Origin of the sequence: Mesorhizobium sp. M0293 (assembly GCF_040321735.1) — a bacterium.
Classification (GTDB): domain Bacteria; phylum Pseudomonadota; class Alphaproteobacteria; order Rhizobiales; family Rhizobiaceae; genus Mesorhizobium.
The window spans coordinates 1-18,512 of sequence record NZ_JAMYSA010000112.1 but is presented as its reverse complement, the minus strand read 5'-3'; the positions used below and the strand labels follow the sequence as shown (position 1 = coordinate 18,512).

The window sequence follows — 18,512 nt, the reverse complement described above, 5'->3', positions numbered from 1 at the left end:
GCCGGTTGCTCAACCCGCGCCACAAGGCGTAACAAAAACGGTCGAGGCTCTAATCGCAGCTGGATGACAGTTCAGTGGCAGGTCACCATGTCAACAACGGCTTGTCAAGGCGGGCCGGTGCATGTCGCCCAAAAGTGCGCGGCGGTTTTGGGACAACGACATGCACAAACAAAAGGCAAGCCTATGCCAGGCTTCCTTGCAGCACCGTCAGCTTGGCCTTCTTCGGCATGCGGGCGGTCAGCCATTCCAGCGCCTTGTCGTGCGGCATCGGGAAGGCGATGGAGTAGCCCTGCACCTGGTCGCAGCCGATGGCCATCAGCGAATCGAGTTCGGCTTCGGTTTCGGCGCCCTCGGCAACGATCGAGATGCCGAGGCCACGGGCAAGCTCGGTGATGGCGCGCACGATCTTCGAGTTGTCGCCATTCTCATGGATGTTCTGGACGAAGCGACGATCGATCTTCAGCCGGTCGATCTCGTTCGGATTGACATGGCTGAGCGAGGCATAACCGGTGCCGAAATCATCGAGTTCCAGATGGACGCCGGCCGCCCTGATGTGGCGCAGCTTGGCGGCGATGCCCGTCTTTTCGTCGTCGAGAATGACGGATTCGACGATTTCCAGTGACAGTTTCTGTGGCGGCAGCCCGGCCTTTTCCAGCGTCCCGAACAAGAACGCATCGAAATCGGGCTCGCGCAGTTCCGTGCCGGAAACGTTGACGGCAAGCCGCCCGAAGGCGATCCCGGCGCGGTTCCATTCGGCGGCTTCGTTGATCGCCTTGGTGATGACGATGCGGCCGATCTCGGGCATGAAGCCGCATTTTTCGGCGACCGGGATAAATTCCCCGGGTGGGATCATGCCGCGCTCGGCATGGTTCCAGCGCACCAGCGCCTCGATGCCGCTGATCGTGCCATTGGTCAGCGAAACCTGCGGTTGGAAATAGACCTGGAAGGCCCGCTCCGCGATGGCGACCTTGATGTCGTGCTCGAGCTGTTTGCGATAGTCGAGCTCGCGGCGCAACTCTTCGGAGAAGAAGGAGAAGTTGCCGCCGCCCAGCTTCTTGGCGGAGTAGAGCGCCAGATCGGCGTGAACCAGCAGATCCTGCGCATTGTCGGCGTCGATCGGGTAGACGGCGATGCCGGCGCTGGCGCCTGGGAGAATGGTCGTGCCCTGGAAGACGATCGGCTCGTTGATGTGCGCCAGGATGCGTCGCCCCAGCATGTTGATGTCTTCGGTGCCGCCGGCGCCGCCGAGGATCATGACGAACTCGTCGCCGCCCAGGCGTACGCAGAGATCCGAAGCCCGGCAGGAATCGCGCATGCGCTGTGCCGTGACAACCAGCACATAGTCGCCAGCGGCATGGCCAAGCGTATCGTTGATCTGCTTGAACCGGTCGAGGTCGAGCTGAACGACGGCAAGGCGCTCGCGACGCCGATGCGTGCCCTTGATCAGCGTATCGAAATGATCGGTCAGGAACGTGCGGTTGTGCAGGCCTGTGAGGCCGTCATGCACCGCGATGAAGGCCATGGAATTGCGCGCGTCGATCAGCTCATGCGTCTTGCGCAGGATGGCGTTCGACATCGGCCTGAAGATGAAAAGCGCCACCAGTATGATGACGCTCAGGGTGGCGTAGAATAGCGTGCGGTGGAGAGCGAGCAGCTTTTCGGAGCGCTCGTCGGCATCGGCGCTGATGCGCTGGCCAAGCGCGGCGTAGCCCGACAAGCTGGCATTGGCGACAGAGGCATCGAGATTGACGCGCTCGTCGCCTCCCTTGTAGCCGCCGCTACCGGTGAATTGCGATTCATAAGCCGAGATCAGGCGGCCGCCATTGGCGATCAGCCCGACCGAGAAATAGTCGAGGTGAAAGGGCTTGGCGAAAAGGACGCTCTCGATCGACTTTGGGTCGAGCTTGGCCGGCGATTGCGGATCGGCTCCCGTCTGCTCGAGCAGCAGATCGTAATTCGTCTCGAACTCCGCCGTCGCCTGCTTGAGCGCGCTGACCAGCGCCGGCTGCTTGTCGCGCGAAGCAGCACCCGTTGCGCCGGCAAGGAAGACGATGCGCTGCGACAACGTCTTTTGCGTGCTGACGATGTCGAGCAAGGTGTTGTTGTGCTGTTGGGTGGCCATCATCTGCTGCAGCAGGATGAAGGAGGCTATCACCATGGCCGCGATGATCAGCAGGGCCAGCCAATAGCCAGCCTTGATCAGCAGTATGAGCTTGCCTGAAACGGTTTGCACCGGCTGCTGCGACATGTTCGGGGGCGGCCCTCTCGCCAACGGATTTCTGTATGAGCACCATTGAACTGCAAACGTTAACAGGACTGGAAATCGACAGCCGGCCGGCAAGGGGGAGCCGTGGAAAGATCGGGAAATGGTTATCGGCCCGTTTAGCGCTGTACCGGCATTTGACTGGTCGTCGGCCTGCCGCATTTGTCGTGGCCTCGCTTCCGCGGCCGCATGACAATCCGCATCGGGGCCACATCGGCCGCTTGCCACCGATCCGGTCGTTTTTGCGATGGATTTTTCGCGCGGACGAGACGACAGTCGGCCCACATCAAGCGAGGCCCGATCATGACCGCAGCATTCCTCTCCCACATCGACAGCGAGCTCGCGGGGCTCAAATCGGCAGGTCTCTACAAATCCGAGCGGGTTATCTCTTCGACCCAATCGGCTGAGATCGAGGTCGGCGGGCAGAAGGTGCTCAACTTCTGCGCCAACAACTATCTCGGCCTCGCCGACAGCGCCGACCTGCGTGCGGCGGCCAGCCAGGCGCTCGACCGCTATGGCTACGGCATGGCATCGGTGCGCTTCATCTGCGGCACGCAGGAGGAGCACAAGCAGCTCGAGGCGACGATTTCATCCTTCCTCGGCTTGGAAGATACCATCCTTTACGGCTCCTGCTTCGACGCCAATGGCGGCCTGTTCGAGACGTTGCTCGGTGAGGACGACGCGATCATTTCCGATGCGCTGAACCACGCCTCGATCATCGACGGCGTGCGGCTGTCAAAGGCAAAACGTTTTCGCTATGCCAACAACGATATGGCCGATCTCGAGGCGCGCCTGAAGGAAGCTAAGGACTGCCGCTTCCGGCTGATCGCCACCGACGGTGTGTTCTCGATGGATGGCATCATCGCCAATCTAAAAGGTGTGTGCGATCTCGCCGACAAATACGATGCGATGGTGATGGTCGACGACAGCCATGCCGTCGGCTTCGTCGGCCGGAACGGCCGTGGGTCGGCCGAGCATTGCGGCGTCGAGGGCAGGGTCGATATCATCACCGGCACGCTCGGCAAGGCGCTTGGCGGCGCATCCGGCGGTTACACATCGGGCAAGAGGCAGGTGGTCGACTGGCTGCGCCAGCGCTCGCGGCCCTATCTCTTTTCCAACACGCTGATGCCGGCGATCGCCGGCGCTTCGATCAAGGTGTTCGAACTGATCCGCAATGGCGATGCCTTGCGCGAGCGCCTCTACGCCAATGCGGCGCGGTTCCGGACTGAGATGGGCAAACTCGGTTTCACGCTGGCCGGCGCCGACCATCCGATCATTCCGGTGATGCTGGGCGATGCGGCGCTGGCGCAGGAAATGGCGGCGCGCATGCTGAAGCGCGGCATCTATGTCATCGGCTTTTCCTTCCCGGTGGTGCCGAAGGGCCAGGCGCGCATCCGCACGCAGATGTCGGCTGCGCATTCCGCCGCTGATATCGATCGCGCGGTGGACGCATTCGGAGCGGTCGGCAAGGAATTGGGCGTGATTTCCTGAAAGGCCGGAATCTAAAAGCGATTCCGGATCTAGAGATTCAAGGGACAGAAGCATGTCGAACATGATGAAGGCGCTGGTGAAGGCCAAGGCCGAACCGGGCATCTGGATGGAAGAGGTGCCGGTACCGGAGATCGGCCCCAACGACGTACTGATCAAGATCAAGAAGACTGCGATTTGCGGCACCGATGTCCATATCTACAATTGGGACCAGTGGGCGCAAAAGACGGTGCCGGTGCCGATGGTTACCGGCCATGAATTCGTCGGCACGGTTGCCGATTTCGGCGCTGCGGTCACCGAATACAAGGTCGGCCAGCGTGTGTCGGGCGAAGGCCACATCGTCTGCGGCCATTGCCGCAACTGCCGTGCGGGACGAGGGCATCTCTGCCGCAACACGCTCGGTGTCGGCGTCAACCGTCCCGGCGCCTTCGGCGAGTATCTGGCAATCCCGCAGCACAATGTCGTGCCGATCCCCGACGATGTGCCGGACGAGATCGCCGCGATCTTCGATCCCCTGGGCAATGCCGTCCACACGGCACTATCTTTCGATCTGGTCGGCGAGGACGTGCTGGTCACCGGCGCCGGGCCGATCGGCATCATGGGCGCGCTGGTGGCGCAATGCGTCGGTGCACGAAAGGTCGTCATCACAGACATCAACCCGGTGCGGCTGGCGTTGGCGAAAAAGCTCGGCGTCCAGCATGTCGTCGACGCCTCGAAGGAAAAACTGCGCGACGTCATGCCGGCGCTTGGCATGACCGAAGGCTTTGATGTCGGCCTCGAAATGTCGGGCGCCGCACCAGCCTTCCGCGACATGATCGACACCATGAACAATGGCGGCAAGATCGCCATTCTGGGCATCGCGCCCACCGGCTTCGAGATCGACTGGAACAAGGTCATCTTCAAGATGCTGCATCTCAAGGGCATCTACGGCCGCGAGATGTTCGAGACCTGGTACAAGATGATCGCGCTGGTTCAGGGGCCGCTGGATGTCTCCGGCCTGATCACGCACCGCATCGGCATCGACGACTTCCAGATGGGGTTCGATGCGATGATAAGCGGTAGCTCGGGCAAGGTGGTGATGGACTGGTAGGCGTTGGCGCCGGGGATCTGAAACCAGCCAGCCGGCTGACGGCTCGCGTGGGATTTTCCGCTAGGTATTGACGGCCCGCGGGACTAGCATGCTCATTGGGAGGTGGGCGATGACAAACGTCTCGATCCGCCGGGCGGACTTCATGATGGTCCTCGCCTATGCTTCGGACCTCGCAACCGGTCATTCTCGCGACTTCGCGCTGAAATCCTGCGTGCTTGCGATGCGGATCGCAGATCGTGCGGGCGTTTCCGAGCAGGTTAGGCGCAATGCCTACCACCAGTCGATGCTTCGCTATGTTGGCTGCAACGCGGATACCGATCTTCTGTCGGCAACCTTCGGCGACGAAATCGCGCTCCGCCAGGACCTTGTCGGTCTCGACATGGGCAATCGTGCGGAACTGGGCAGGGTCTTCGTACAGGCCTTCAAGCGGTTCTATTACGATCTCCAGCCTGACGCGCAGGCCAAGGCGATCGAGGCCGCCATGTCGCAGGCACTGGCGGTGGCCCGCCCGGTGCTGATCGCGCATTGCGAGGTCGCGCAGCGTATCGGCGAGCGGCTTGGCTTGTCCGGGGAGATGGGCCGTAGCCTTGGACAGATCTACGAACGCTGGGACGGCAAGGGTCTGCCACGTGGACTGAGCGGCGAGGAGGTGCTGCCTGCCGTCCAATTGATCACTTTGGCGCAGGATGTCGTTGCGCTTAGCGATGCCGTCGGGATCGTGGAAATGGCCGAAACTATCGCCAGCCGCGGCGACGGCCCTTATGCGGCTGATCTGGCCCGGCTTGTCTCGGCAAACGCGGCGGTGCTGATGGAAGGCATCGGCGTGACGGTCGACCGCGAGACGATTTTGGCGCTGGAGCCCGATCCGCCGGTATCGCTCGATGAGGCGGACTGCGACGAGGCATTTCTCGCCATCGCCGATATGATCGACATGCGCATGCCGTTCACACAAGGCCATTCGCGGATGGTGGCGGAACTGGCTGAGGGAGCGGGGAGACAGATGGGGCTGCCCGCCGACGACGTCCGTGCGCTGCGCTGGGCGGGCTGCATCCACGACATTGGCGAACTTGTCGTGCCGGTGGCGACCTGGATGCGCAATGGTCCGCTGTCCGTCCGCGAGCGCGACGCAGCCCAACTGCACGCCTATTACGGCGAGCGTGCGCTGGCCTCGTTCGGCCGCGAAGGCGAGGCAATGGCCTCACTCGTCCTGCGCCACCACGAACGCCTGGACGGCTCTGGCTATCACCGCAAGGTCGGCGGTTCCGACCTGTCCCCGGCGGCGAGAATCCTGGCCGCCGCCGAAGTGTTCCAAACGTCGCGGGAGGAACGTCCTCACCGCAGGGCCCTGTCCAGCGACGCCGCGGCGACACAGTTGCGCGCTGCCGTTCGTGAGGGCAGTATCTGCCCCGACGCCGCCGAGGCCGTGCTGTCCTTCGCCGGGCAGCGGTCCCGCCGGGCGCCGCACCGGCCGCTGGCCGGAATGACGCCACGTGAGATCGAGGTGCTGCGCCTGATCGCCGCCGGCCTCACCGCGAAGGAAGCGGGGCGGAAGCTGGATATCTCGCCCAAGACCGCGGATCACCATATCCAGAGCGTCTATGCCAAGATCGGTGTGACCACCCGCGCCGCCGCGGCACTCTATGCGGTCGAGCACGGCCTTGTCCGGCCGGGCGAGGCGAAGTCATTGCCATAGGGAATCCTCCCCATGTACGCCTGCCCCGAGGCGCGCATCATGATCCTGTCGACGGACCAATGGTGGCCGCGACCGACAGGAGGAAATCAGATGCTTCTCGCAACGACCAAGGTGGCGGACGTCGACCGCTTCATCCGTATCTTTTCGACCAAGGGCGCCGACAAGCGCCGGCTGCACGGTTCGAACGGCGCGACCGTGTTCCGCGACCCCAGCGAGTCCGACCGCGTCTGGGCGATCTTCGACTGGGATGCCGAGGGTTGGAAGAACTTCGTATCGGATCCCGAAGTGCCGGCGATCCTGCAGGAGGCCGGCCATGTGGGCAAGCCGCAGGCGGCGATGCTGCTCGGCCACTATGAGGCCTGACGTGCCTTTCGCGCCGCCTGCTACCGGCGGCGGCGCACCCACGAACCCCAAAGATCGGAGACATGAGATGGACCAGAAACCCATCAAGATCGGCCTTATCGCCGAACTCACCGGCCCGTTGTCCTTCATGGGCAACGCCAACGCAAACCTCACGACCATGCTTGTCGATGACATCAACGCCAAGGGCGGCTTGCTGGGCCGGCCGGTGAAAGTCATCATCGAGGACGGCGAGACCACCGACAGCGTTGCCAAGGCAAGAACCGCGAAACTGATAGATGTCGACAAAGTCGATCTGGTCGTCGGAGGCATCTACAGTTCGACCCGCCAAGCCATCAAGAGCGAGGCGGTCGAACGCGGCGGGACGCTCTACATCTACACCGAGCAATACGAGGGGCAGGAAAGCGATCCCCTGATCTTCTGCACGGGCCCGGTGCCCGCGCAGCAGGTCGAGCCGCTGATCCCATGGTTCATGAAGAGCACCGGGGCGAAAAAGTTCTACCTGCCTTCGGCCGACTACATCTGGCCCCATCTGTTGAACAAGGCCGCGAGCCGGGTGGTTCGCGCCAATGGCGGCGAGATCGTCGGTGAGGAGTATTTTCCGCTCGATACCGTCGATTTCCGGCAGACGGTGCAGCAGATCATGGCGAGCGGCGCCGAAGTGGTCTTCAACACTCTGGTTCCACCGGGCTTGACGCCGTTCCTCGACGAACTGCACAGGGCTGGTTTCGGCAAGCGGGGCGGAAAGTTCATCTGCACCTACTTCGACGAGAACTTCTTCAATCTCGTGCCGTCCGAGCAGATCGAAGGCCTCTACAGTTGCCTCGACTACTATCAGGAACTCGAAGATCCGTTTGGCCGGGCGCTCTTGCGGCGCTACCAGGACCGATTCCCTGGCAGCGCGATGTTGACCGCGGGCAGCGGCTGCACCGGCCACTACCGGGCGATCAAAATGTGGGAAGCGGCGGTCAACGAAGCCGGCTCGGTCGAGCGCGACGCGGTTATCCGGGCGCTCGACCACGCCCGGATCGGCGAGGGACCGGGTGGCCCGGCCGAAATGGTCCCCGGCCAGCACCATGTTCGCATGAACATGTACATTGCGCAGGCACAGAGCGGTCGCTTCCGGATCGTGAAGAACCTTGGACAGATCGACCCCAACGAACGGATACTTGCCGGCGAAACCCAACTCATCGGCGCCGACTGAATCCGCGGCGTCGATCAATGTTGTTCCAAGTGGCGAGGGCGAGTAGATGCCGCCCTCGCCATCCAACCGGGCCAACAAGGGCTGTTCCTTGCGCCTATTCGATGTCATTTCGCAACTGGTCGTGGGTCGACGCCAAGGCGGCCTCCAGCGCGGCCAATCCGTTCGAGATCGCCGCACGCTCGCTCGCGCTAAGTTTGTCCAGCAACTCCCGCTCGAACGCCTTCGCAAGCGGCACCATTTCGCGATAGGCGGCAAGGCCGGCCTTGGTCAGCGCCAGATGTTCGACGCGGCGGTCATTCTCGTCAGCGGTTCGAGTGAGCCAGCGTCGCCGTTCGAGTTCAGCCACGGCGCGCGATACCTTGGTCTTGTGCATGGCCGATTGGTTGCCGAGTTCAGTCGCGGTCATCGTTCCATGCTGCCCAAGCCCGGAAAGGGTACGCCATTCCGGCCGCGTCAGGCCGTGACTGTCCTTGTATATTCGCGAAAATTCGCGGCTGACGGCGTCGGCAAGCCGGTAGAGCCGGTAGGGCAGGAAATTTTCCAGATTGAGAATTTCAGGCGCGTCGGACGCTTCGCTCTTGATCGCCATTTTTTCAAAGCCGCCATTGATGGTTACATTTTCGATGGTTACAAATGAAACCAGTTTGGTCAATTGAGATCCATTCCGGGAGGAAGCAATGGCCTTTTCCTATATGCCGGGTTTCGGCAATGACTTCGAAACCGAGACGCTGCCTGGCTCGCTGCCGCAAGGACGTAACTCGCCGCAGCGGCCGGCCTATGGCCTTTACGCCGAGCAGCTTTCAGGCTCGCCCTTCACCGCCCCGCGCGGCACCAATGAGCGCTCCTGGCTCTATCGCATCCGGCCGAGCGTCAAGCACACCGGCCGCTTCAAACCGGCGAGCTATCCCTTGTGGAAGAGCGCGCCCAATGTCGGCGATCACGAACTGGCGCTTGGCCAGTATCGCTGGAATCCTGTGCCGATGCCGAAAGAGCCGACCGACTTCATCGCCGGCATGCGCAGCATCACCACATCAGGCGATGTGCTGGGACAGACCGGCATGGCAGCGCATGTCTACGTCGCCAACCGCTCGATGGTCGACGATCATTTCTTCAACGCCGACGGCGAGTTGCTGGTCGTGCCGCAAGTTGGCGCCCTGCGCTTGGTCACCGAGATGGGCGTCATCGAGCTGCGGCCCGGCGAGATCGCCGTGCTGCCGCGCGGTCTGGTCTTCAAGGTTGAGTTGGTCGACGCCGAAGTGCGCGGCTATGTCTGCGAGAACTACGGCGCCAAGCTGACGCTGCCCGACCGTGGCCCGATCGGCGCCAATTGCCTGGCCAATCCGCGTGATTTCAAGACGCCTTGCGCCTGGTTCGAAGAGAAGGAAACGCCATGCCGGCTGATCGTCAAATGGTGCGGCAATTTCCATGTCACCGAGATTGGCCATTCGCCGCTGGACGTCGTTTCCTGGCACGGCAACTACGCGCCTTACAAATATGATCTGGCGACGTTTTCGCCTGTCGGAGCGCTGCTGTTCGACCATCCCGACCCGTCGATCTTCACCGTGCTGACCGCGCCGAGCGGCGAGGAGGGCACCGCCAACATCGACTTCGTCATCTTCCCGCCGCGCTGGCTGGTTGCCGAAGATACGTTCCGGCCGCCTTGGTATCACCGCAACATCATGAGCGAGTTCATGGGGCTGATCCACGGCCAGTACGACGCCAAGGAAGAGGGCTTTGTGCCCGGCGGCATCAGCCTGCACAATCTGATGCTGGCCCATGGGCCTGATGCGCCTGGCTTCGAAAAAGCCTTCCGCGCGGATCTGAAACCGGTCAAGCTCGACAACACCATGGCCTTTATGTTCGAGACCCGTTTTCCGCAGATGCTGACCCGCTACGGCGCCGAACTGGAAACCCGGCAGGACAATTACATCGACTGCTGGGCGGACCTGAAGAAGCGCTTCAACGGCACGCCCGAGGGCGACTGGTCTTGAGCGGCGCGCCAATGCCGGACCGGCTGGTGCTTTTGGGCTCGAAGGGTGGCCCGGCGCTGCGGCCGGGCGGACCATGGCCGAGTTCGTCGCTGCTGCAGATCGGTAGCCGCAATATCGTCGTCGACTGCGGACTTGGCGTGACGCGCGGCCTGGTCGATGCCGGCGTGAGCCTGAAGGCGCTCGACCAGATCTTCATCACGCATCTGCATTCCGACCATGTGCTGGAACTGGGGCCGCTGATCCACACCGCGTGGACAGCGGGCCTGGCGACGCCCATCGGCGTGTTCGGCCCGCCGGGCATCGACCACTACTGGCGGCGCTTTTGTCAGGCGATGGAGTTCGACATCGAAATCCGTATCGTCGACGAGGGCCGGCCGGATATCCGCGAGCTGGTTTCGATCGTCGAATTCGGCGAAGGCCAGATGGTCGAGCAACGCGGCTTGACGGTTTCGGCGCTGCGCGTCGACCATCCGCCGGTGACCGACTGTTTTGCCCTGCGCTTCGAGCACGGCGGGAAAAGCGTGGTGTTCTCCGCCGATACAGCCTTCTTTCCGCCGCTCGCCGATTTCGCCCGGGGCGCCGACATCCTGGTCCACGAAGCCATGCTGGAACAAGGCATCGAGCGGCTGGTGGCCAAGACCGGCAATGGCGCGCGGCTGAAAGAGCATCTGCTCGCCAGCCACAGTTTTGCCGAGGAGGCCGGGCGCATCGCCAGCGATGCTGGGGTCAAGAGACTGGTGCTCAATCACCTCATCCCGGCCGACGACCCCGAGATCGGCGAGGCCGACTGGATCGCCGCTGCCAGGAAAACATGGGCCGGCGACTTGACGATCGGCCGCGACGGCCTTGTTGTGGAATTAAGCGGCGTCAAGGCCGCGTCAGGAGAGGAAACCGCATGAAGCTTGCCACATTGAAGGACGGGACGCGTGACGGAAAACTCGTCGTCGTCTCGCGCGACCTGACCCGCTTCACCGACGCCTCGTTCCTGGCGCGCACTCTGCAGGCGGCGCTCGACGACTGGCGGCGCATCGCTCCGCATCTCGCGACCATAGCGGAATCGCTTGAGAACAATGCGGTGCCGTCGGAGCGCTTCCACGAGCATGATGCTCATTCGCCGCTGCCGCGTGCCTATCAGTGGGCCGATGGCTCGGCCTATGTGAACCACGTCGAACTAGTTCGCAAAGCGCGCGGCGCCGAGATGCCGGCGAGCTTCTGGACCGACCCGCTGATCTACCAGGGCGGCTCGGATTCCTTCATTCCGCCACGCGATCCGATCCGGGTAGTCGACGAAGCCTTCGGCATCGACATGGAAGGCGAAGTCGCGGTCATCATCGACGATGTGCCGATGGGCGCCAACCTCGACGAAGCGCGCGCCGCGATCCGGCTGATCATGCTGGTCAACGACGTCACGCTGCGCGCTCTGACCGGACCGGAGCTGGCGAAAGGTTTTGGCTTCTTCCAATCGAAGCCTTCCTCTGCCTTTTCCCCTGTCGCGGTGACGCCGGACGAACTGGGGGACGCCTGGGACGGCGGCAAGGTCAGCCTGCCGCTGCTCGCCGATCTCAACGGCAAGCCGTTCGGCCGGGCCGATGCCGGTGTCGACATGACCTTCGATTTTCCGGCGCTAATCGTGCATGCCGCCAGGACAAGGCCGCTGGCCGCCGGCACCATTGTCGGCTCGGGCACCGTCTCCAACAAGCTCGACAGCAGGCCGGGCAAGCCTGTCTCGGACGGCGGCGCCGGCTATTCCTGCATCGCAGAACTGCGCATGATCGAGACAATTGTATCAGGCGAACCCAGGACGCCGTTCCTGCGCTTGGGCGACACGGTGCGCATCGAAATGAAGGACAGGACGGGTCATTCGATCTTCGGCGCCATCGAGCAGGAGGTCGAGAAATACGAGAGGTGAGGGGATGACGGTCGTCATCCAGGCAATCCGGCTGAGTTACCGCATCGAGGCGCGCACGCCACCAGGTGCATGCCATGCTCTCTGGCACCACGGAGTTCCTGCAAGACTATGATTTGAAGTTGAGACGGGCAGAGGCTGAGCGGCTGGGCTCGCGAGACCAGTCGCTTGGCTAGTCAGATCAAAGCGACGTCGTAGCGGGCAAAATGTGGGTCCGATGTAAGAATGGTGAGTTTCTCCAACTGCGCCTGCGCAATCAGCAGCCTGTCGAATGGATCGCCATGGTGGTGAGGGAGGCCACTGACGGCATTGGCATGCTGGAGGGTTATGGCGAGCGGCTGAAATTGCATCCTTGGAAGCAGCGTCGGCAGATCGTCCGGCGCATCGAGTTTTCTGATCGAACGTTTGATGGCAATTTCCCAAACGCTTGCCGCGCTAGCGAACACCACCGCTTCCGAAGCCAGGATGGCGCGGTGCTGCTCGCTGAGACGTCGATCGTCCGAAATCGACCAGAGGATGATATGGGTGTCGGCGAGAAACGGGCCGACCGTCATTTCACGTACTCGTCCCATTCGGGGCCGAGTTCGTCAAAATCGTCCGCAATCCAGATCTTGCCCTTCAACGCGCCGATGCGCGGCAGGGGTTCGGCCATTGCTGGCGGTACGATGCGCGCGGCCACCTTGCCGTGGCGTGTGAGCACGATCTCCTCACCGGCTTCCGCGCGGCTGACGAGTTCCGACAATTTGGCCTTGGCCTCGGCGATGGAAACATTCATGGTTGCGATCCATTGTGACCATAATTTAGGTCATAATGGATCGCGACACAAGATGTCGAGGTCGGTCTACTCCGCCGCCTGAATCTTGATCACCCCGCGCTTGATCTGGTCCTGCTCGATCGATTCGAACAGCGCGCGGAAATTGCCCTCGCCAAAGCCTTCGTCGCCCTTGCGCTGGATGAATTCGAAGAAGATCGGTCCGATCACGGTTTTCGAGAAGATCTGCAGCAGGATCTTGGTCGTGCCGCCGTCGACGACACCTTCGCCGTCGATCAGGATGCCGTGCTTCTTCATCCGATCGATCGGTTCGTCATGGCCGTTCACCCTGGCATAGGACATGTCGTAATAGGTTTCCGGCGGGCCGGGCATGAATTTCAGCCCGTTGTCGGCGAGTTTGTCGGTGGCGGCGTAAATCTCGTCGGTGCCGACCGCAATGTGCTGGATGCCTTCGCCATTGTACTTCTTCAGATATTCGGCGATCTGGCTGGTCTCGTCCTTGGATTCGTTGAGCGGAATGCGGATCTTGCCGCAGGGCGAAGTGATGGCGCGGCTGACCAGGCCGGTGATCTTGCCGTCGATGTCGAAGAAATGGATCTGCTTGAAGCCGAACAGATTGCGGTAGAAATCCCACCATTTGTCCATCTGCCCGCGATAGACATTGTGGGTCAGGTGATCGAGATAATAGAAGCCGACGCCTTGCGGCCGCGGGTCGCGCGCACCCAGCCACTCGAACTCGGCATCATAGGCCGAACCCTTCTCGCCGTAGGTCTCGATGAAATAGAGCAGCGAGCCGCCGATGCCGACGATTGCCGGCACGTCGAGCGCCTTGTCGTCGCCTTCGTAAGGCGTGGCGCCCTTGACGACGGCGTGGTCGAAGGCATGCTTGGCATCGACCACCCTCCAGGCCATCGAGGCAGCGCAGGGGCCGTGCTTGTCGGCGAACTTCATCGCATGCGAGCCCGGCTCGGCATTGACGACATAGTTGATGTCGCCCTGGCGCCAGACGGTGATGTCTTTCGTGCGATGCTTGGCAACTGGGACATAGCCCATGCGGGTGAACAGTTCGGCCAGCTTCTGCGGCTCCGGATGCGCGAATTCGACGAACTCGAACCCATCCGTGCCGGCGGGGTTGTCCTTGCTGATCTTGGCGGGCGGGGCGTCGTGCGGGAAGGGGCCCATGATGTTCCTCCGAATCTGGCTTGGCCTGAAAAGGCCATCTGATGCCATCATAGCGCGGAGCCGGTGCATGGTGCTTGCATTCAAACGCTTGAAATGATCATCTCATGCGCGGAGTATGCATGATGTGGGACAAAACCATGGATGAGACGCGCATTGACCGGTTTGACCGCAAGATAATGGCGCTCTTGCAGGGCGATGCGCGGTTGACCAACAATGATCTTTCGGAACGGGTGAACCTGTCTGCGTCGCAATGCTCGCGCCGCCGCCAGCGGCTGGAGGAAGACGGCTTTATCAAGGGCTATCGCGCTGTTCTCGACCGCGACAAGCTCGGTTTTTCCTTGGTCAATGTCATCTCGGTGACATTGGCCACCCACAATCGCGACAATGCGCGGCGCTTCGGCGAACTGGTGGCGCGGCTGCCGGAAGTGCAGGAGGCACACGCATTGACCGGCGAGATGGATTACATCCTGAAGGTCGTGACGCCCGATTTGAAGTCGCTGTCGGAGTTCGTCAACGGCGTGCTCCTGCCGCACGAATCCGTGCAGCATGTGAAGACGGCGATCGTGCTGGAGACGCTCAAGGAAACCGGCGCGCTGCCGATTTGACCCTTGAGTCGATCTAACCCTTCGACTGTTGGATCAGCCCATAGAGATTGGTGCAGCGTGCGCCCGAGCGGCAATAGGCAAAGACCGGGCCGTCAAGCTCATCCAGCGCCTCGGCCTGATCCTCGACATTCTCGGCCGTGATCTGGCCGCTGATGACGGGGATGTGGCGGAAGGCAAGGCCGGCGGCTTCGACGGCCGCCTTGAGCGTATCGGCCGAAGGCTGGCCGGGCTGCTCGTCGTCGGGCCGGTTGCAGATGACGCTCTTGAAGCCGGCAGCCTTGATGGCGTCGACGTCTTCAGGCTGGATCTGGCCCGAGACCGAATAGTCTTCGCTGATTTCGCGGTATTCCATGGCAGTATCCTCGCAAACTGGTCAGGCGGCAGTCTTGCCACTCCCCGACATGTGCGGCAATCCGCACCGAAGGAATTCTCTGCCAAATAGACACTGCATGCCAGAAAATCCAACCGGGCCGATGCGGCCCGATTGGATGACCTTCAAACTCAGCTGCCGAGAATGGCGCCTTTGATCTGGGCGATGTTGTTGTGCATCATGTCGATATAGGTCGAGGCCGGGCCGTCGGGCTGCGACAGCGCATCCGAATAGAGCGTGCCGCCGACCTTGATGCCTGTCTCGCTGGCGATCTGCTCGATCAGGCGCGGGTTGGTGATGTTCTCGACAAAGATCGCAGCCGCCTTGTCCTGTTTCACCTGGGTAACCAGCTTGGCGACGTCGGCGGCGGACGGTTCGGAGTCGGTCGAGATGCCTTGCGGGGCGAGGAAGGTCAGGCCGTATGCGTGTTCGAAATAGCCGAAGGCGTCATGCGAGGTGATGACGACGCGCTTGCTCTCCGGGATCGAGGCGATCGCCGCTTTCACTTCGCCTTCAACAGCATCGAGCTTCTTGGTGTAGGCGGCGGCATTGGTCTGATAACTGACGCAGCCTTCCGAATCGGCCTCGCAGAAGGCTTCGGCGATGTTGTTCACGTAAATCCTGGCATTGGCGATCGACTGGAAGGCATGCGGGTCGGTGACCGTCTTGCCGCCGCCAGTGCCGACACCTTCGGCCGCGTCGGCATCGGCGAATTCAGGCTTGAAATCGATCGGCTTAACACCCTTGGTCAAGGTGATGATCGAGGCCTTGGTGGCGCTGGCGTCGACCAGCCGCTGCAGAAACCCTTCGAAATGCAGGCCGTTGACCAGCACGATATCGGCTTTGGCCATGGTCACCGCATCGGCCGGGCTCGGCTCGTAGACATGGGCATCGCCATCCGGCCCGACGATGGTGGTGACATCGATGCGGTCGCCGCCGACATTTTTGGCGAAATCGGCAATGACGGTGAAGCTGGCGACCACTTTCAGCGGTGCGGCGAAGGCCGACGACGCGCCAAAGGCGATTAATGTTATAACGCTCATCGTCAGGGCGGTGCGGATCGATTTCAGCATGGGCGGGATTCTCCTTTTGAGGCGGGGGATTAAGCCGTTCTGTGACGGTGATGAACGATGCGCGCGCGCAGAATGCCGCGCGTGCCGAACAGGATCGAGGCAAAATAAACGACACCGGCCGACAGGATAATGGCCGGGCCGGACGGCAGCGACGCGTGATAGGACAAAAGCAGCCCGGCGACGCAGGAGGCAAAGCCGATCAGCACCGCCAGCACGCACATCGGCTCGACGCGCACCGACCAGAAGCGGGCAGCGGCGGCCGGCAGCATCATCAGTCCGACCGAAAGCAGCGTGCCGAGCGCCTGGAAGCCGCCGACGAGGTTGAGCACGACGAGGCCGAGAAAGATGAAATGCACCGGGCTGCCCAACCGGCTGACCGAACGCAGGAACAGCGGATCGAGGCATTCGGCGACCAATGCCCGCCAGAAGATGGCAAGGCTGACCAGCGTCACCGCGACGATGCCGCCGATCAGCGTCAGCGCTTCATCGTTGAGCGCCAGCACGGTGCCGAACAGCACATGCATGAGATCGACGCTGGAGCCGCGGATCGACACCATCAGTACGCCGATGGCCAGCGAGATCAGATAGAACGCCGCCATCGAGGCGTCTTCGCGCTGGATGGTGAAGCGCGATACAGCACCTGCGCCGAGCGCGACGACGATGCCGGCGATCAGGCCGCCGATGGTCATCGGCAGAATCTCCAGTCCATAGAGCAGGAAGCCGGCGGCAGCTCCGGGCAGGATGGCATGCGCCATGGCGTCGCCCGACAGGCTCATGCGCCGCAGCATCAGGAAGACGCCGACCGGGCAGGCGCCGAGCGACAGCATCAGCGAGCCGATCAGCGCCCGCTGCATGAAGCCGAAATCGGCGAAGGGCGCGATGAAAAGACTGTAGAGCGTATCCATCAGGCAGCCCTCGGCCCAACGCCATGGTGATGATCATGATGGTCGTGATCGTGCCCATGGCCGTGATCATGCTCGTCTGGCTCGCACCAGGGCGCATTCTCTTCCCAGGCTTCGTGGAAGCGGCGGGCGCGCAACAGGTTTTCCGGCTTCAGCGTTTCCCTGGTTTCGCCCCAGGCGATCGGCTGGCGGGCGAGAAGCAATGTTTCGGGGAAATTCTGCCGAACCAGATCGAGATCGTGGACGACCACCATGATGGTGCGTTCCTCGCCGTGCCAGTGTTTGATCAGGGCAATAAGGTCGCCGACCGTCTTGGCGTCGACAGCGTTGAACGGCTCGTCGAGCAGGATGAGGTCGGCGTCCTGCAGCAGGACACGCGCAAAAAGCGTGCGCTGCAATTGGCCGCCCGACAGCGTATCGATCGGCCGCTTCTCGAAGCCGCCGAGGCCGACTGCCATCAGTGCTTTGGCGACGTCATCACGATCTTGCCTGGTGTAGCGGCCAAGCAGGCCGCGTCGAGGCCATAGGCCGAGCGAGACCAGATCGACCACCCGCGCTGGAAAAGAGCGGTCGAGTTCCGACTGCTGCGGCAGGTAGGCGGCACGCACGCCAGGCGCGCGGATGACCTCGCCGGCCATCGGTTTCAGGACGCCGACAATGCCTTTCATCAGCGTTGATTTGCCGGAGCCGTTTGCGCCGACGACAGCCGTCAGCGAACCCTTGCGGATGGTGCCGTCGAGATGATGGATTGCCGGATGGCTGCCGTAGCCAAGCGTCAGGTCGCGGAATGTCAGGCAGGTATTTGTCATTCTGCGATCCGTGAGGGCGGCGAAATCCGGCTGCGGGCAGCGGCCGATTGGATATGTGATGTTATTACATTAGTCAACAAGCCAATCCGGCGGAATTGCGGCTGCCGGGTCAACTTGCCGTGTAAGGACGTCACGCGCCGTTGGCCCAAGGAGATTTGACCGAGCGACCTTGCCCGAAGCCGGCGGCAACTCTAAAGAGGCGCAACCGCCACAGGAAGGAACCATCCAATGAGCATTCGTCGCATCGATGTTGGCCCGCGCATGAGCCAGATAGTCATTCACGGAGATACCGTCTATCTAGCCGGTCAGGTCGGTAAGCCGGGCGGCAACGTCGCTTCGCAGACCCAGGATATCCTGGCGGCCATCGACGAACTGCTGGCCAAGGCCGGCTCGGACAAGACCAAGATCCTGCAGGCGATCATCTGGCTGGCCGACATGAGCACCTTTGCCGAGATGAACTCGGAATGGGACAAGTGGGTGCCGCAAGGCAACACGCCGGCCCGCGCCACCGGCGAAGCAAAGCTCGCCGGACCGGAATATCTGGTCGAGATCATTATTACTGCCGCGATCTGAAGCGTTGAAGCTGCCAATCTCCCCCTTGTGGGGGAGATGCCTGGCAAGGCAGAGGGGGGCGCCTGTCCCGCCAGCCTTTCAGTCTGATTGATGCTCTTCCAGCAAGTTCCATGACAGAAGTTGGCGCTCTACGGCGCCCCCCCCGGGGGGGGGGCCGGCCCCACCCCCCCCCCGGCGGGGGGCGCGCCGGCGCCGCGGGGGGGGGGCGGGGGGGGGGTGAATCAAGCGCCC

At 62.3% G+C, this 18,512-nt stretch carries 19 protein-coding genes; 10 read left to right on the top strand and 9 right to left on the bottom strand.

The window, feature by feature from the left end; all coding sequences use genetic code 11:
• Positions 1–181: 181 nt before the first annotated feature.
• Positions 182–2,248 (bottom strand): putative bifunctional diguanylate cyclase/phosphodiesterase, encoded by a 2,067-nt coding sequence (locus NKJ06_RS28755; RefSeq protein ID WP_352811464.1) that lies wholly within the window; start codon positions 2,246–2,248, stop codon positions 182–184.
• Between the two features lie 318 nt (positions 2,249–2,566).
• Here NKJ06_RS28755 and NKJ06_RS28750 point away from each other — a divergent pair, with 318 nt between their 5' ends.
• The 5 genes from NKJ06_RS28750 (at position 2,567) to NKJ06_RS28730 (ending at position 8,098) form a co-directional block, all read left to right on the top strand.
• Positions 2,567–3,754 (top strand): glycine C-acetyltransferase, encoded by a 1,188-nt coding sequence (locus NKJ06_RS28750; protein WP_352635323.1) that lies wholly within the window; start codon positions 2,567–2,569, stop codon positions 3,752–3,754.
• 52 nt (positions 3,755–3,806) lie between these two features.
• The gene (gene tdh / locus NKJ06_RS28745; RefSeq protein ID WP_352635321.1) at positions 3,807–4,841 is read left to right on the top strand and encodes an L-threonine 3-dehydrogenase; all 1,035 of its coding nucleotides are present in this window, start codon (positions 3,807–3,809) and stop codon (positions 4,839–4,841) included.
• 109 nt (positions 4,842–4,950) lie between these two features.
• A complete protein-coding gene (locus NKJ06_RS28740) occupies positions 4,951–6,534 on the top strand; it encodes an HD domain-containing phosphohydrolase (protein WP_352811461.1) in 1,584 nt (527 codons plus the stop codon).
• Positions 6,535–6,624: 90 nt separating this feature from the next.
• Positions 6,625–6,897 carry a hypothetical protein gene (locus NKJ06_RS28735; RefSeq protein WP_352598856.1) on the top strand — a complete coding sequence of 91 codons (273 nt, stop codon included), beginning with the start codon at positions 6,625–6,627 and terminating at the stop codon, positions 6,895–6,897.
• A gap of 67 nt (positions 6,898–6,964) precedes the next feature.
• Complete coding sequence (locus NKJ06_RS28730; protein WP_352635319.1) at positions 6,965–8,098, top strand: substrate-binding protein; 1,134 nt, start codon at positions 6,965–6,967, stop codon at positions 8,096–8,098.
• Between the two features lie 94 nt (positions 8,099–8,192).
• Here NKJ06_RS28730 and NKJ06_RS28725 read toward each other — a convergent pair whose 3' ends face one another.
• Positions 8,193–8,687 (bottom strand): MarR family winged helix-turn-helix transcriptional regulator, encoded by a 495-nt coding sequence (locus tag NKJ06_RS28725; protein ID WP_352635318.1) that lies wholly within the window; start codon positions 8,685–8,687, stop codon positions 8,193–8,195.
• Between the two features lie 88 nt (positions 8,688–8,775).
• Here NKJ06_RS28725 and hmgA point away from each other — a divergent pair, with 88 nt between their 5' ends.
• Genes hmgA through NKJ06_RS28710 form a run of 3 tightly spaced genes read left to right on the top strand, consistent with a single transcriptional unit; the run spans position 8,776 to position 11,998 of the window.
• Positions 8,776–10,089, top strand: coding sequence for a homogentisate 1,2-dioxygenase (gene hmgA / locus NKJ06_RS28720; RefSeq protein WP_352635316.1), 1,314 nt, complete (start codon positions 8,776–8,778; stop codon positions 10,087–10,089).
• Positions 10,090–10,100: 11 nt separating this feature from the next.
• Positions 10,101–10,988, top strand: a complete 888-nt coding sequence (locus tag NKJ06_RS28715) for an MBL fold metallo-hydrolase (RefSeq protein ID WP_352635327.1) — start codon at positions 10,101–10,103, stop codon at positions 10,986–10,988.
• Positions 10,985–11,998, top strand: a complete 1,014-nt coding sequence (locus NKJ06_RS28710) for a fumarylacetoacetate hydrolase family protein (protein ID WP_352635314.1) — start codon at positions 10,985–10,987, stop codon at positions 11,996–11,998. The genes NKJ06_RS28715 and NKJ06_RS28710 overlap by 4 nt, the downstream gene beginning before the upstream one ends.
• A 173-nt stretch (positions 11,999–12,171) precedes the next feature.
• On the opposite strand, the gene NKJ06_RS28700 is transcribed toward NKJ06_RS28710, so the two are convergent.
• The 3 genes from NKJ06_RS28700 to hppD form a co-directional block, all read right to left on the bottom strand.
• Positions 12,172–12,549, bottom strand: coding sequence for a type II toxin-antitoxin system VapC family toxin (locus NKJ06_RS28700; protein WP_352635312.1), 378 nt, complete (start codon positions 12,547–12,549; stop codon positions 12,172–12,174).
• Positions 12,546–12,770, bottom strand: a complete 225-nt coding sequence (locus NKJ06_RS28695) for a type II toxin-antitoxin system Phd/YefM family antitoxin (RefSeq protein ID WP_352635310.1) — start codon at positions 12,768–12,770, stop codon at positions 12,546–12,548. Before NKJ06_RS28695 ends, NKJ06_RS28700 begins: the two co-directional genes overlap by 4 nt.
• Positions 12,771–12,836: 66 nt before the next feature.
• Positions 12,837–13,949 carry a 4-hydroxyphenylpyruvate dioxygenase gene (gene hppD / locus NKJ06_RS28690; protein WP_352635308.1) on the bottom strand — a complete coding sequence of 371 codons (1,113 nt, stop codon included), beginning with the start codon at positions 13,947–13,949 and terminating at the stop codon, positions 12,837–12,839.
• Between the two features lie 137 nt (positions 13,950–14,086).
• Here hppD and NKJ06_RS28685 point away from each other — a divergent pair, with 137 nt between their 5' ends.
• Positions 14,087–14,554, top strand: a complete 468-nt coding sequence (locus NKJ06_RS28685; RefSeq protein ID WP_352635326.1) for an Lrp/AsnC family transcriptional regulator — start codon at positions 14,087–14,089, stop codon at positions 14,552–14,554.
• Between the two features lie 13 nt (positions 14,555–14,567).
• On the opposite strand, the gene NKJ06_RS28680 is transcribed toward NKJ06_RS28685, so the two are convergent.
• The 4 genes from NKJ06_RS28680 to aztA all read right to left on the bottom strand — a co-directional run bounded on the left by NKJ06_RS28680 (position 14,568) and on the right by aztA (position 17,708).
• Complete coding sequence (locus tag NKJ06_RS28680) at positions 14,568–14,906, bottom strand: protein tyrosine phosphatase family protein (RefSeq protein WP_352635306.1); 339 nt, start codon at positions 14,904–14,906, stop codon at positions 14,568–14,570.
• 149 nt (positions 14,907–15,055) lie between these two features.
• A complete protein-coding gene (aztC, locus tag NKJ06_RS28675; RefSeq protein ID WP_352635304.1) occupies positions 15,056–15,997 on the bottom strand; it encodes a zinc ABC transporter substrate-binding protein AztC in 942 nt (313 codons plus the stop codon).
• A 29-nt stretch (positions 15,998–16,026) separates the two neighbouring features.
• A complete protein-coding gene (gene aztB, locus NKJ06_RS28670) occupies positions 16,027–16,902 on the bottom strand; it encodes a zinc ABC transporter permease AztB (RefSeq protein WP_352635302.1) in 876 nt (291 codons plus the stop codon).
• Positions 16,902–17,708 (bottom strand): zinc ABC transporter ATP-binding protein AztA, encoded by an 807-nt coding sequence (gene aztA / locus NKJ06_RS28665; RefSeq protein ID WP_352635300.1) that lies wholly within the window; start codon positions 17,706–17,708, stop codon positions 16,902–16,904. Before aztA ends, aztB begins: the two co-directional genes overlap by 1 nt.
• A gap of 228 nt (positions 17,709–17,936) precedes the next feature.
• Between aztA and NKJ06_RS28660 the strand changes: the two genes are divergently transcribed.
• Entirely contained in the window at positions 17,937–18,281 is a 345-nt protein-coding gene (locus NKJ06_RS28660) for a RidA family protein (RefSeq protein ID WP_352635298.1), read from the top strand.
• Positions 18,282–18,512 lie beyond the last annotated feature (231 nt).